The organism is Sphingomonas sp. AP4-R1 (assembly GCF_013113735.1).
Taxonomy (GTDB): Bacteria; Pseudomonadota; Alphaproteobacteria; order Sphingomonadales; family Sphingomonadaceae; genus Sphingomonas_I.
On the sequence record NZ_CP053346.1, the window covers coordinates 4,649,668 to 4,663,995 of the forward strand.

Sequence of the window (14,328 nt, forward strand, 5' to 3'; positions counted from 1 at the left end):
ATGCGATCGGGCCTCAGGCTTTCACGCGCTCCGGTCATGATTTGTCATACAACTCGGCTTGTGCCAATATCCGCCGAAATTCAGTTCCGCGATCGGCGGGCATATCCGGGAGGATCAGATATGAGCGACGATGTCGTGGCGTTCCGCACGCTCCAGGCTCGTCAGAAGCGGGCCGCCTGGGTTGCCGATCATATCGTGCCGTATGAGCCCCGGATGCGCGCTTGGCTCAGCCGCTGGAACGTTTCGCCGGAGGATGCCGAGGAGCTTCTCCAGGACGCCTATTGCAAGATCGCGCTTCTGGAAACGCTCGACCATATCGATCGGCCGGTCTCCTATTTCTTTTCGATCGTTCGCAATCTCCTGGCACGCCGTCACCGCCGCCAGCGCGTCATTTCGTTCGAGCTGATCGCGGAAGTCGATGCATTTCAGGATAGCCCGGACATGGCGTTCGAGGATCGGGCTTCCGATCGTCTGGTCTATGAGAAGATCGTGGCGCTGATCGATCATTTGCCGCCGCGCTGTCGCCAGATCGTCCGCCTGCGGAAGCTGGAGGACTGGTCTCAAAAGGAGATTGCAGCCCATCTGCAAATCAGCGAGAAGACGGTGGAATGCCAGATCCGCCTTGGTCTCAGGGCCATTCGTGACGCCTGGAACAGGCAAGAGGCGCAGGCCAAGAGCATGTCCAACCGGCGATCTCAGGCGGGAGCGCAATCGCGATGAGCGGCAGAAGCGATCCGGGCGTCCAGGATGATGCCATCGCCTGGGTTGCCCGCATGGATGCGGGCACTTGGTCGGCCGCGCTCGAAGCGGAGCTTCAGGCGTGGCTTGCCGGCGATCCGCGGCGCCACGGTGCCTTGCTTCGCGCCCAGGCGACCTGGTCGATGATGACCCCGAAAAAGGATCCGCCAGACCACCCCGATACGCTCGACGACCGTGACGAGGCCACCCGCGATGCGGCGCGGTCGAGAACGCTGATGGACAGGCGCGCCCTGATGGTCGGCGGCGGGACGGCGCTGGCGGCGTCGCTGATCGGCGGCATCGCCCTGATGCGCCCCCGGACGGTGCTGCGAACCAATCTCGGCGAGATCCGCCACGTACCCCTCGACGATGGCTCGATCGCGGCGCTCAACACCGGGTCCGAAGTGGACGTCGCCTTCGGCGACGACCGGCGCGATATCCGCCTGAAGCAGGGCGAGGCCTGGTTTCAGGTCGCCAAGAACAAGGCCAGGCCGTTCCTCGTCGAAACCGGCCCCATTCGCGTGCTGGCGGTCGGCACGGCCTTTTCCGTGCGCCGCCGCGAGGCTGGCGCCGATATCGCCGTGACGGAGGGCGTCGTCGAAATCTGGTCCGAGGAGTCCGGAGGGCAGAGAGCCCGGCTCGTGGAAGGGCAGAGCGTCTTCCTGCCCGACAAGGCCCATGCCGGCGATCTCGTGGTCGCCAGCGCCGGCGGCGAACATATGCTCGCCTGGCGCAGCGGCCGGATCGAACTGGTCGACGAGGCGCTCGGCGACGCGATCGCGGAGTTCAACCGCTATAATCGCCGCCGCATCGTGCTGCTGGATCCGGCCATCGCCACCAAGCGGCTCGACGGCTTTTTCCGCACCGACGATATCGATGGCTTCGCCCGCGCGGTGAACGCCACCTTCGATGTTCCCGTCGATTTCAGCGGGGCGGACGAGATCCGCATCGGCGCTGCCCAAAAAAATGCGTAGGTTTTTTTAAGGGTAAGTCCCCGCTCGAGGCCTCTTTCCCAAGACAGGTGCATCGCATCTGAAAAAACAAAGGGGGAGAATGCCATGACGCTGAAATTTCTGTGCGGGACGACCGCGCTCACCTGCCTCGTTTCGGTCGCGGCGCCGGCACTCGGCCAGATCAAGACCTTCGATGTTCCGGCCCAGCCGATCGCGCCCGGCCTCGTCCAGATCGGCAAGCAGGCCGACGTCCAGATCCTCGTCGCCCGCGACGTGTCCGACAACAAGCGCGGCAATGCCGTCCACGGCGCGATGACCGTGCCCGTCGCGATCGAGCGCTTCACGCAAGGATCCGGCCTCACCACCCGCCAGACGGGCGAGCATACCTATGCCGTCGTCGCCACCAAGGCAGCGCCCAAGAGCCAGGAGGTCGCCGCCCCCGTCCCTTTAGCGCTGGCCCAGGCAAATAGCGCGGCGCCACCACACATCATCCCTGTCGCAGCGCAGACCTCCGGGCCGGCCGAGCCCGTCAGCGAAGGCGTGGCCGAGGACATCGTCATCACCGGCTTCCGCCAGTCCTATATCGACGCGCTGCGGATGAAGCGCGACGATCTCGGCGTGTCGGACAGCATTTCGTCCGATGGCCTCGGCCGCTTTCCCGATCTGAACGTGGGTGAGGCGCTGCAGCGCATCCCCGGGGTGCAGATCAACCGCGAAGCGGCCTCGCGCGACGCCACGATCAACCTGCGCGGCCTGCCGGGCACCTATGCGCGCTACACAATCAACGGGCAGGCCTTCGCCGATCCGGTGCTGGATGGCGCAACCCCGCTCGGCGCGTTCAACGCGGACGTCTTCTCGGCCATCTCCGTCCGCAAGACGATCTCCGCGACCGATCAGGCCGGCGGTCTGTCCGGCATCGTCGATCTCCAGATCCAGCCGGCTTTGTCGCGCAAGGATGGCGGCTTCTTCAAGGTCGCGGGCGAATATAACAGCTTGGGCGATTACAAGACGCCCTCCGCCACCGTCGGCTACAATTACCACATCACGCCCGATCTCGCGGTGTTCGGCGTGGTCGCCTATAAGAAAGAGAAGTTCCGCCGGGATTCGATCTTCTTCAACGCCTATTCGCCGCTTTCGCCGACCACGACACCCAATTTCGCGCAGTACGCCGATTATTATTCGCCCTTCAACGCGAACGGCACCTGCCCCTCCGGCAATGTCTGCGCCGCCAACGGCACCGGCAGCAAGGGCAAGACCGGCGTTCTCTACGCCTCCGATCAGCGGCAGGCGGTGAAGTATAACGAAGGCTCGCTCATCACCGCCGCCGGCGGCGCCGAGTGGAAGCCGACGAGCGACCTGCGCCTCGGCGTCACGGGCTTCTACACCCGCCGCAATCTCAACAAAAATTTCACGAACCTGATGGAGCTCGACATGCGCTCCACGCGGGCGATCATCAGCCCGACCACGCCGGTCGTCGTGCAGGGCGACGGCAATGCCTATGTGCAAGGCTTCAATTATTCGAACGTCCAGATCAACGACTCCTTCCGCTCGCAGCCTCTGCTGGAGCAGATGTGGGACGTGCTGGGCACCGCCGAATGGAAGAATGACGACTGGCGCGTCACCGGCACCGTCAGCGATTCCCGCGGCGAGAACAACGCGGTCGAAACCCAGCTCGACGTCCGCAATCTGCCGACGGCGGCGGGCAATGGCGCGAACGGCGCGTTCAATTCGGGCGGCGGCAATATCGGCAATTATCTGCTGACGCTCAACCGCAACCCGGCCGTGATCGTCCCCTCCGGCCCCTTCACCTGGAGCGCCGCCAACCAGCCGACGCAGGTGGCGGCCAATGGCGACCAGATCATCGTCGCCGGTTCCTCCGCGTACGGCCTGAACAAGGTGAAGGCGGCGCAGGGCGAAGTGGAGCGCAAGTTCGATCTGCCGGTGCTGAGGGGCATCACCGTCGGCGCGCGCTACCAGCAGGATCGCTATATCTCGCAAGGCTATCGCACCAGCGCGAAAGGCGTGCAGACGCAGAATATCAACGGCAATTTCCTGACCGACAATCCCTATACGAGCAGCTTCTTCGGCGGGACGGCCGGCAATTATCTCACCGCATGGCCGCAGCTCGATTACAATTACATCGTCTCGCAGCTGCAGCCGGTGACGACGTCCCCCGGCGATGTCGTGACGCCGACCGGCTGGATCAACGATCCGACCAATTCGGCTTACTCGCTCTATAATTTCAACACGCGCCGCAACATCTTCGCCGCCTACGCGCAGGCCCAGATCGGCTTCGAAGTGTGGAATATACCGGTCAAGGGCTATGCCGGCGTTCATTACGAACAGACGCATCAGTTGATCAACGCGATGTCGCAGCAACTGACGTCGGCCGGCACGGTGTTCGTGCCGACCCAGTTCCGGCAGAATTATCACGATTTCCTGCCGTCCGTGTTCCTCTCGGCCAATCTGACGTCCAAGCTCGTGCTACGCGGCGGCTACAATAAGGCGTTCGTGCGCCCCGTCGTCCGCGCGCTGACGCCGACCACCACGGTCAGCCCCAACTCCACCGGCTATTCGATCCAATATGGTGGCTCGGATCTGAAGCCTTATTATGCCAAATCCTGGGATGCCTCGGTCGAATGGTATAACCGGCCGGGCGGCCTCTTCTCGCTGGCTTTCTATCGCAAGACGATCACGAACCTGATCGCGCCCGAAAACAGGCGTGACCGGCTGTGCCCGTCCGACGCGACCGCGCTGGGCCTCGGCCATCTGACCACCGTCGGCACCACCTGCCTCAGCGACGTCCTCGTCGCCGGAAATCCCGCGATCATCACGGCATCGGGCAATTACAATCAGCCCAACCCGATCACGGTCACCGGCCTGGAATTCACCGCCCAGCAGAATTTCGATTTCCTGCCCGGCCTGCTCAAGAATCTGGGTGGCCAGTTCAATTATTCCTATACGCGCATCTCCGGCACGAATTCGGACGGGACCAAGGCGATCCTGCCCGGCGTATCGAAGAACAATATCAACCTGATCGGCTATTATGAGAGCCCGAAGATCGGCCTGCGCGTGGTGTATACGTGGCGCGACCAATATTCGCTCACCGGCGCGAACAGCTTCACGGGTGGCAACAGCTTCGTCGCCACGCGTGGGCAGGTTGATGGATCGCTGTCGTTCAAGTTCAACGAGCAATATTCGCTCTCGCTGGACGCGTTCAATCTGAACGACGCCAAGCGCGTCCAGTATCAGGTGGTGCAGGGCATTCCGCGTCAGGTCGACTATGACGGCCGCACCTTCACGCTCAGCTTCCACGGCACCTTCTAAGCAGAGTGCGCGCCGGGTGAAGACTCGGCGCGCACGCTCGTTCTGACGACCCCATCCTGCCTTTCGAGGACGAAAAAGATGCCCGCCATCAAGCCGATCGGCCTCTTCTCCGGCGTCGCCGCAGCGGCTCTGTCGCTCGGCACCACCGCGCCCGCGCTACGCGCCCAGACGACCGTGGCCGAGGCGCATAGCCCCGCCGCCCCGGCCACCTCCTACGACCTTTCGGCGGTCGACACCGTCTGGTCCGGCCACAGCGTCAAATCCGCAGTGGTCGTGACCGACACGATGATCTTCGTCGGTTACTATGACGCCAATCGCCAGTTGACGATCGCCCAGCGCGGGCGCGGCGATGCCGCCGGCTGGCGCTATCACAAGCTGGATTCGTGGGTCGGCTGGGACTCGCACAATTATATCGCGATGGCTGTGGACGCGGCCGGCAACCTCCACGTCTCCGCCAATATGCATCGCGATCCCCTGCTCTATTACCGCACCACCACGCCCGGCGACGTCCGCACACTCGCGCGTGTGCCGGTGATGGTCGATGAAGCGCTGGAAAAGAGCGCGACCTATCCGATCTTCCTGCACGACGCCGCCGGCCGCCTCGTCTTCAAATATCGCGACGGATCGAGCGGCAACGGCAACGAGATCTACAATATCTACGATACGACCAGCGGCCGCTGGCGCCATCTGCTGCAAACCCCGCTGACCGACGGCGAGGGCCAGCGAAACGCCTATTTCGTCGGTCCCGTGCTCGGCCCGGACAAGCTGTTCCACATCGCCTGGGTATGGCGGGAATCGCCGAACGCCGAGACCAACCACGATCTTTCCTACGCGCGCAGCCGCGATCTCGTGCATTGGGAAGATTCGAGCGGAAAGGCCCTGCAACTGCCGATCCGGCTCAAGACCGGCGAGATCGTCGATCACGTGCCGGTTGGCGGCGGGATCATCAACAACAACACCGTCGTCGGCTTCGATCCGGCCGGGCGCGTGATGATCACGTTCCACAAATTCGATGCGGGCGGAAACACGCAAATCTATGTCGCGCGCCGCGACCCCAAGGGCTGGACGATCGCGCAGGTGAGCCACTGGAGCGGCTTCCGCTGGGATTTCCGGGGCGGCGGCTCGCTCGACAGTCGCCTGTTCGTGCAGGGCCCGGCGCCCGTCGGCAGCGATCGCATCCGGGTATCGGTCATCCGCGACGGCAAGCCGATCGATTTCCTACTCGATGCGCAAAGCCTGAAACCGTTGGAGGAAAAGGCTGGCACGTCGTTGGCGGAACGCCTCGCTCCCCATGTCGCAACACCGAAGGAGATGATGCTCAACACCGTGGAGGATCCCGGCGGTTCAGGGATAGCCCTCATCTGGCCATCGCGCCCGCCTCATCGCGACCAGCCCGATGACGATATCCCGTCTCCGACGGTTTTACGCCTCGCTGTTCCGAAATAGCCACGCCTTCGCACACGAAAGCCAGTCGGCGAAAACGGTCACGATGACGGGCAAATGCGTCCGATGCGGAACGTGTCGGACACCCCCATCGCAACTCCAACGGAGCGCCGGCTGCCGATCCTGGTCCCGATCCAGACGGCCGTTCGTGTTGCTCCGCCTCCCTCAACCTCGGATCGCGCAGCCGCTATGTTCACCGTTCGGCACTCGCCCGACGCCGGTCGCATTTCCAGCCGGAACGCGAGAGCGTCGCCGCGACTACGGCGAACCGCACGCCTCTAATCAGGCCCCGTACTCAATCGATAGACCGGCGACGTATCGCCGGGCCAAGGCAGTGCGTGAAGGCCGTTGGCAGCACCCAGCCACTCCGGACAGGATCGGCCCCTCGCGGGTCGGGATGATCGCCGGCGTCCATCTGTTGAACGGGGGACTGCCGGTATGCTCTGGGGGCCGGCGCGCCTTGCCTATTCAACGGGATACGCATCCCGCACGGCCAAACCGCACGTGATCGCGGCACCGATCGCCCGGCCGAATAGATCATAGGGCGCCATGAACGAAGCGCCTCCCCCCTAATGCCGAGGGGGCGACATCCCGCTGGATAAGGACGGTCGCTCGCGATCGCTGTCCAGCGCCTTCATCAGCCCGGCCGGGTCGTTGGTGAACAGGGCATCGTCGCCGCGCGCGCGATAGGCCTCCCAGTCCTTCGGATCGTCGATCACCTCGGAGACGACCATCACGCCTGCCGCGCGCAGCCTCGCCACCTCGGCTGCATCGGCATCCTGCATCCGCAGCAGCATGCAGGTGGCATGATGCTGGCGGGCGATGTCGAGAGGATCGCCTTTCGCGCGCCACACATACAGAAGGCAGGTGCGGATGCGCGGGTTGAGCGCGTGCATCGCATCGATCGTGCGCCAGTCGGCCGACTGGAGGATGAAGCGATCCTCCAGCCGATACCTGCGAACCTCGGCCTCGACGAGGCGGGCGAACAGCAGCGGATCGACGTCGCCCTCGCCCGCATCCGGCATCTTGATCTCGCCGAACAGCAGCGCCTTGCTATTCTTGTAGCGCGCCAGCAACCGATCGAAGGTCGGCATGCGCGTGCCGGGCACGGCGCGCTGGTTCGGGTAGAGCGCACGATGCTTCGCCCCGCAATCGAAGCGCTGCAATTGCGCGAGCGTCAGGCTGTGCACCGGCGCTGGCATTACGCCCGAGCCGGGATCGGCGGTGCAGAAGGTGCCGTTGACCGAGGAATCATGCGTGACGATCAGCTTGTCGTCCGCGCTTAGCCCCAGATCGAATTCGAGAACGTCGGCACCAAGGCGCACGGCATGATCGAAGGCCGGAAACGTATTTTCCGGCATCAACGCGGCGCCGCCCCGGTGCGCCACGACCAGCGGCCCGTCCGCTCCGCCGGCCGAAGCCGGCGTCGCCGCGAGGAGCGCGCCTGCCAGCGCCGCTCCCCACATGCCCATCGAGAACATAGGTGCCATCCCGAAACCTTCGATCCGCGACATCAGAAGTTCACGTCGAGCTTGACGAAGGCATAGCGCCCGATCGCGTCATAATAGCCGGCGCCGGTCTGGGCTCCGCCCGAACTGTTCGGCCCCGGCGCGGTATCCTGCAGCGGTCCGAAGATGCCGACATTGCTGACATTCTTCACGCCGAAGGTGAGGCCATATTTGTCGGTCGGCCGGAACTGTACGGTCAGGTCGTTATAGACATAGGCGGGCACATGGCCGGGATCGCGCGTCTCGGCCGAGGCGTCGGTCAAGTCGAACTGGCTACGGCTGATAAAGCGGGTGTTCACGCCGAAGCTGAATTTGCCGATGCTGTAATCCAGCATCATCGTCGCCTTGAAGCGCGGGTAATTCCACTGACCGGAATAATCGACACCGGCGCGGCCGCGCGACGCCACCGTCGTCTGCTCCAGCAGATAGGTTCCGTTCAGGCCCATCCGCAGCATCCCGCTGCCGATCCTATGGCGGTAGTTAGCGCCGATATCGATGCCGCGCGCACGCTGGGCGGCGAGATTGTAGTTGCTCGCCTGGATCATCACGATCTGCCCCGCCGCGTTGCGCTGGATCAGCCCGCAATAGAAGCTGTCCGGCCCCGAGGCGGAGTCGACGCACAGGTTCAGGATGTTGAGATAGGGGACGGCGGTGATGACATTGTCGATCTTGATGTCCCAATAATCGACGGTGAGATCGAAGCCGCGCAGGAATTTCGGCTGGACGACGCCGCCCAGCGTGAAGCTGTTCGAGGTTTCGGCCGAAAGCCCGGTATTGCCGCCCAGCGTGATCTGCGGCGCATTGGTGTTGGGATAGGGCAGCGGCAGCGTCAGGCCCGGCATGACGGCCGCGCAATTCTTAGCCCGGTTCGGCCCCTGTGTGATGTACACGCCCGAGCAGGGATCGTTCGTGATGCCCACCGTCTGGACGAACTGCGGCGAATAAAGCTCGCCGAAATTGGGCACGCGTACGCTGTGCGAATAGACGCCGCGCAGCGTCAGCCCGCTCACCGGCTCCCAGGTCGCGCCCGCCTTCCAGGTATTGGTGGCGTCGGTGTCGCTATAATGGGAATAGCGATAGGCCCCCTCCACGCCAAGATGCTTGGCGAAGGGCAGGTCCGCGAGCAGCGGCACCACGACTTCGCCGTAAAGCTCGGTCGTCGTGCGCGAGGCGTCCAGCGCGGGATGCCGCACATAATCCCAGCCGGGGCTGAAGATGATGTCGGTCAGCTTCACCGTATCGGGATCGTCGCGCGTCGAGAGCGTCTCCTTGCGCCACTCGGCGCCCGCCGCGATCGAGACATCTCCGTAAGGCAGGCTGAAGAGCGCACCGCTGACGGTGCCGCCCGCCGTATAGAGCTGGTTCTTGCGCCGCTCATACCGATCGGCCTGCACATAGTTCAGAAAGGCCTGGCTGGGCCGGTCGGTGGTGAACAGGTTGAAGGGCACGCAGCCCGCCGCGCGCGCCGTGGCGTTCGCGCACATCGGCTGGCCGGTGGCGGGATCCGCGATCACGTCCCGCGCATACAGCCAGTTGAAATGGCGGATCATGTTGGTGGTGGTGACGTTGTCGATCACCTGTCCGTACTGGAAGAAGGCCGACCATTTGAGTTTATCGGTCAGCGCGCCGCCGACGTCCGTGCCGATCGTCACATTGTCGCGCTCATGGATCTCGAACGGCTGGTCCAGATTGAGATAGGTCCGGTTGAGCGCCAGCGAGGTGAGGCCGTTGCTCGTCATGAACTGGCGCAGCGAGGCCGGCAGATAGGGGTTGGTGAGCGTGGCCACGCCGCCCGTGGTCCCGCCCCACCAGTTGGTCGGGCGGGAATCGTCGCGCACCTCGGGGAAGACGGTGGGCGAGCGGGTGTAGCTGTGCGCATAGCTGGCGGTGGCGTTCCAGGTGACCGCCGGGGTCAGCTCGTAGCTGAGGTGGCTGTAGAGCGACCCGTTCACGGATTTGTTGCGGAGGAAGTGGTTCTCGAAGCCGGTGGCACCGGGACCACCCGTTCCCGATCCGAGCGCGCCGGCCGCGATCACGCGATCATAGCCGGTGGGGCTCACCGCGCCGTTGTTCAGGATGTACCACTGATTGTTGTAGAAGAAGGTCGGCGTGGCCGAACGCTGCAGATAGCGGATGTTGGTGGCGAGGATATTGTCCGGAATGCCGTCATTGGGTCCGGTATTGGCCGGGTTCGCGATATAGCCGACGCGCTTTGTGTAGCGATCCGAATAGCGCAGCGGGGTCGTCTCATTATAGGTGCCGCCCAGCACGAACGATCCGCGCCCGTCGTCGAACTTCAGGCCGGTGGTGGCCGAGATGTTGGTCTGGCGGCCGTCGCCCCGCTGCGAGATGCCGTTGGTCGCCGACAGATGAACGCCGGTAATGTCCTTCTTCATGATGATGTTGACGGCACCCGTCACGGCATCGGCGCCGTAAATGGCGGCTGCGCCGCCAGTCACCACCTCGAAACGATCGATCATCGCGTCGGGGATCGTGTTGAGATCCACCGCCGAGGTGCGCGCGCCGCCCGAGACCCAGCGCTTGCCGTCGACCAGCACCAGCGACCGGTTCACGCCCAGATTGCGCAGATTGATGTTGGCAACGCCGACATCGTAGGTTTCGCCCTGCGAATTGGAGTTGCCGATGCCGGGGCCGATCGCGGGGTTGAGCGTCAGCGCATCATAGACGGTGTTGTAGCCGAAGCCCTTCACCGTCTTCATGTCCAGCACGGCGATCGGCATCGCCGACTGCAGTTCGGGGCGCGCGATGCGCGTGCCCGTGACGATCAACGCCTGCTCGCCTTCCGCCGGCTCACCCGTCGCCCCGGCGATATCCGGGGACGTCATTTGCGCCGAAGCGCCGCTCGCCGTGACCAGAGATACGACGGAAACGCCCGCAAGCAGCAAGTTTCCCCACAGTCCGTTCATGTGTCCCCCGAATGAATATCGCAAATGGTGAAGATGATCAGGCGCGCACGCGCATGATCTGGCGCGAACAGTCGCCGGATGATTCAGAATGATCGTGTGATGAATGGATCGATGACGCCTCTTGCGAGGCTTCAATCGGGAGATGTTCGGGGAACCGGATTTCCGGACAGGGATTTCGAAATTTTTTTTCGGCGCCGGACTGAGGAGAAATCCAGCGTCTCTAGAAGCTGACGGCGACCTTCGTGAAGAAATAGCGGCCGACCGCGTCATAATAAGCCGCACCGGTCTGGACGCCGCCCGAGCTGTTGGGGCCGGGCGCGGTATCCTGCAGCGGGCCGAAAATGCCCGCATTGCCGACATTCTTGATACCGAACGTCAGGCTGTATCGAGCGCTGGGCCGGATCTCGACCGTGACGTCGTGATAGAGATAAGCGGGCACGCGGCTGGGATCCCGCGTCTCGGCCGAAGCGTCGGTCACGTCGAACGCGCTGCGGCTGATGAACCGACTGTTGAGCCCGAACGTGACCTTGCCGATCGAGTAATCGGCGGTCAGCGTCGCCCGGAAGCGGGGATAATTCCACTGGCCGGCATAATCGATGGCGTCGGTTCCGGGCGAACCGATATTGGTCTGCTCGATCAGATAGGTGCCGTTGAACTGCAGCCGCGCCCGCCCCGGCCCGAGAGATCGGCGGTAGCTCGCCCCGAAATCCACGCCGCGCGCCCGTTGCGTCGCGAGATTATAATTGCTGGCGAGGATCGAGACGATCTGGCCGTTCGCGCCGCGCGTGACGAGTCCGCAGCAGAAATTGGCGATGCCCGAGCTGGAATCGACGCAGAGATTGAGGACATTCAGATAGGGCAATGCGGTGATGACGTTGGCGATCCGGATGTCCCAATAGTCGACGGTCAGATCGAACCCCGTCAGAAAGGGAGGCTGCAGCACGGTGCCGAACGTGAAGCTGTTCGATCGCTCCGGCGTGAGATCGGGATTGCCGCCCAGGTAGATGGTGGGGGCGTTGGTGTTCGGATAGGGGAGCGGCAAGGCGAGGCCGGGCAGCAAGGCGGCGCAGTTGCGGGCGCGATTGGGCCCTTGCGTGATGAACACGCCCGAGCAGGGATCGCTGGTGATGCCCACCGTCTGGATCAGCTGCGGCGAATAGAGTTCGCCGAAATTGGGGATGCGGATGCTGTGCGAATAGACACCGCGCAGCGTGAGCCCGCGAAAGGGCTGCCACGTCGCCCCCGCCTTCCATGTGCCCGTGCCGGGCTCGTCCGAATAATGAGAGAAGCGATAGGCGCCCTCCACCTGCAGCGCGTGGGCGAGCGGCAGGCCGCCCAGCAACGGCACGACCAGCTCGCCATAGACTTCGGTCGTATCGCGCGCCGCATCGAGCCCAGGATGCAGCACATAATCCACGCCGGGCTTGAAGACGATGTCCGCGAGCTTCGCCGTATCCGGATCGTCGCGCGTGGACAGCGTCTCCCGCCGCCATTCGGCGCCCGCCGCGATCTTCACCTCGCCATAAGGGAGGGAGAAAAGGCCGCCGTTGACGGTGGCGCCCGCCGTATAGAGCGCGTTGCTGCGCCGCTCATGCCGATCCGCCGCGACATAATCGAGGAACGCCCGGCTGGGTGGCTCGGTCGTGAACAGGTCGAAAGGCACGCAGCCCGCCGCCCGCGCCGCCGCATTCGCGCACACCGGCCGGCCGGTCGCGGGGTCGGCAATCGCGTCGCGCGCGAACAGCCATTCCGTGTGGCGGATCATATTGGTGGTGGTGACGTGGTCCGAGGTCTGGCCCAACTGGAAGAAAGCGGACCATGTCAGCCTGCCTGAAAGCCGGCCGTCCAGTGCGGTGCCCACCGTCCCATAATCCCGCTCATGGATCTCGAACGGCTGCGGCAGATTGGAATAGGTGCGGTTCAGCGGCAGCGATGTCAGGCCGTTCGCCAGCATGAACTGCCGCAGCGAGTCCGGCAGGAACGGGTTCGTCAGCGTCGCCATCCCGCCGGTGGTGCCGCCCCACCAGTTGGTGGCGCGCGTGTCGTCGCGCGCCTCCGGAAAGACGGTGGGCGCACGCGCATAGCTGTGCGCGTAGCTGAGGGTGGCGGACCAGGAGAGCGCGGACGACAGATCGTAGGCCAGGCGCGAATAGAGCGAGCCCAGCACCAATTTGTCTCGCAGCAGATGGTTTTCGAAGGCGGTGGCGCCGGCCCCGCCATGCCCGCTGCCCAGCGCGCCCGGCGTGATCACATAATCGTATCCCGTGCGGCCGAGCGTGCCTTCGTTCAGGATATACCATTGATTGTTATAATAGATGGTCGGCACGGACGACCGCTGCAGATAGCGGATGTTGGTATCGAGGATATTGTCCGGAATGCCGTCATGCGGCCCCGTGCTGGCGGGATTGGGCACATAGCCGACCCGATCGGTGTAGCGATCCGAATAGCGGAGCAGCGACGTGTGGGTGAAAGTGCCGCCCAGTTCGAACGAGCCGCGCCCATCGCCGAAGCGAAAGCCGGTGGTGGCGGACAGGCTAGGCTGGCTCGCATCGCCATGTGTCGACAGGCCGTTGGTGGCGGACAGATGCAGCCCGGTGACGTTCTTCTTGGTGATGATGTTGATCGCGCCCGTCACGGCATCCGCGCCGTAGATCGCAGCGGCGCCACCCGTCACCACCTCGAACCGGTCGATCATGGCATCGGGAATGCTGTTGAGGTCGACCGCCGAAGTCCGCGCCCCGCCCGAGACCCAGCGTCGTCCGTCCACCAGCACGAGCGAGCGATTCACACCCATGTTGCGGAGGTTGATGTTGGAGACGCCCACCTCCCAGGTGTCGCCCTGTGAATTCGCGATGCCGAGCCCCGGCCCGATCGCGGGATTGAGCGTCAACGCGCCATAGACGGTGTTGTAGCCGAAGCTCCTGGCGGAGGCCGCATCCACCACGGCGACCGGCATCGCCGATTCCAGTCCGGGCCGGGCGATGCGCGTGCCGGTGACGATGATCTGGGGCGCGGCGTCGGCGTGCGGCTGTGTCGCCGGGGCATGGCGGAGCGGCAGAGCCGCCGGTCTGGGTTTCGCCGCGAACTCGGGCGTGCTGGCGGCCTTCTCCGCAAGCGCGAGACCGACGACATTATCCCTGTGCATCACCACGCGCAGCCCCGTCCCGCGCAGCAGCTTCGCCAGCGCCGCATCGACCGGATAGCGGCCGCGCACGGCGCGCGTCTTCTGATGGCCCAGTTGCGAGATCGGCGAGACGATCTGCAATCCCGCCTGCCGCGCGAATTCGGGAATGCCGGTGACGGCGGGCTGCTCGGCAATATCGAAGGTCCGGAGCTGCGCCTGGGCGAAAGCGGGCGCACACAGCAGCAGCGGGGCGATGATCGCGCCTACCCCCTTGGCGGGAATCACGGGATTCCTCCTAACGGACTCGA

General features: G+C 64.3%; 7 protein-coding genes. 4 read left to right on the top strand and 3 right to left on the bottom strand.

Annotated features, from left to right (window positions below; genetic code table 11):
* The 4 genes from HL653_RS21155 (at position 1) to HL653_RS21170 (ending at position 6,464) form a co-directional block, all read left to right on the top strand.
* Positions 1 to 720: an RNA polymerase sigma factor gene (locus HL653_RS21155; protein ID WP_253717222.1), complete on the top strand. Its 720-nt coding sequence runs from the start codon at positions 1 to 3 to the stop codon at positions 718 to 720.
* Positions 717 to 1,712 (top strand): FecR domain-containing protein, encoded by a 996-nt coding sequence (locus tag HL653_RS21160; protein ID WP_171746252.1) that lies wholly within the window; start codon positions 717 to 719, stop codon positions 1,710 to 1,712. Before HL653_RS21155 ends, HL653_RS21160 begins: the two co-directional genes overlap by 4 nt.
* A gap of 84 nt (positions 1,713 to 1,796) precedes the next feature.
* Complete coding sequence (locus tag HL653_RS21165) at positions 1,797 to 5,018, top strand: TonB-dependent receptor (RefSeq protein WP_171746253.1); 3,222 nt, start codon at positions 1,797 to 1,799, stop codon at positions 5,016 to 5,018.
* 78 nt (positions 5,019 to 5,096) lie between these two features.
* Complete coding sequence (locus tag HL653_RS21170; RefSeq protein ID WP_171746254.1) at positions 5,097 to 6,464, top strand: BNR repeat-containing protein; 1,368 nt, start codon at positions 5,097 to 5,099, stop codon at positions 6,462 to 6,464.
* A gap of 566 nt (positions 6,465 to 7,030) precedes the next feature.
* Here HL653_RS21170 and HL653_RS21175 read toward each other — a convergent pair.
* The 3 genes from HL653_RS21175 to HL653_RS21185 form a co-directional block, all read right to left on the bottom strand.
* Positions 7,031 to 7,951, bottom strand: a complete 921-nt coding sequence (locus tag HL653_RS21175) for a glycerophosphodiester phosphodiesterase family protein (protein ID WP_171746255.1) — start codon at positions 7,949 to 7,951, stop codon at positions 7,031 to 7,033.
* A gap of 23 nt (positions 7,952 to 7,974) precedes the next feature.
* Positions 7,975 to 10,815 carry a TonB-dependent siderophore receptor gene (locus HL653_RS21180; protein WP_171746256.1) on the bottom strand — a complete coding sequence of 947 codons (2,841 nt, stop codon included), beginning with the start codon at positions 10,813 to 10,815 and terminating at the stop codon, positions 7,975 to 7,977.
* A 301-nt stretch (positions 10,816 to 11,116) separates the two neighbouring features.
* On the bottom strand, positions 11,117 to 14,305 hold the full coding sequence (locus tag HL653_RS21185; protein WP_171746257.1) for a TonB-dependent receptor: 3,189 nt from the start codon (positions 14,303 to 14,305) through the stop codon (positions 11,117 to 11,119).
* Positions 14,306 to 14,328: the final 23 nt, after the last annotated feature.

What these genes read in the sequence shown, in the direction of transcription:
- HL653_RS21155 (WP_253717222.1), top strand. Translation starts at nt 1, where the DNA reads ATGCGATCGGGCCTCAGGCTTTCACGCGCTCCGGTCATGATTTGTCAT.
- HL653_RS21160 (WP_171746252.1), top strand. Translation starts at nt 717, where the DNA reads ATGAGCGGCAGAAGCGATCCGGGCGTCCAGGATGATGCCATCGCCTGG.
- HL653_RS21165 (WP_171746253.1), top strand. Translation starts at nt 1,797, where the DNA reads ATGACGCTGAAATTTCTGTGCGGGACGACCGCGCTCACCTGCCTCGTT.
- HL653_RS21170 (WP_171746254.1), top strand. Translation starts at nt 5,097, where the DNA reads ATGCCCGCCATCAAGCCGATCGGCCTCTTCTCCGGCGTCGCCGCAGCG.
- HL653_RS21175 (WP_171746255.1), bottom strand. Translation starts at nt 7,951, where the DNA reads ATGGCACCTATGTTCTCGATGGGCATGTGGGGAGCGGCGCTGGCAGGC.
- HL653_RS21180 (WP_171746256.1), bottom strand. Translation starts at nt 10,815, where the DNA reads ATGACGTCCCCGGATATCGCCGGGGCGACGGGTGAGCCGGCGGAAGGC.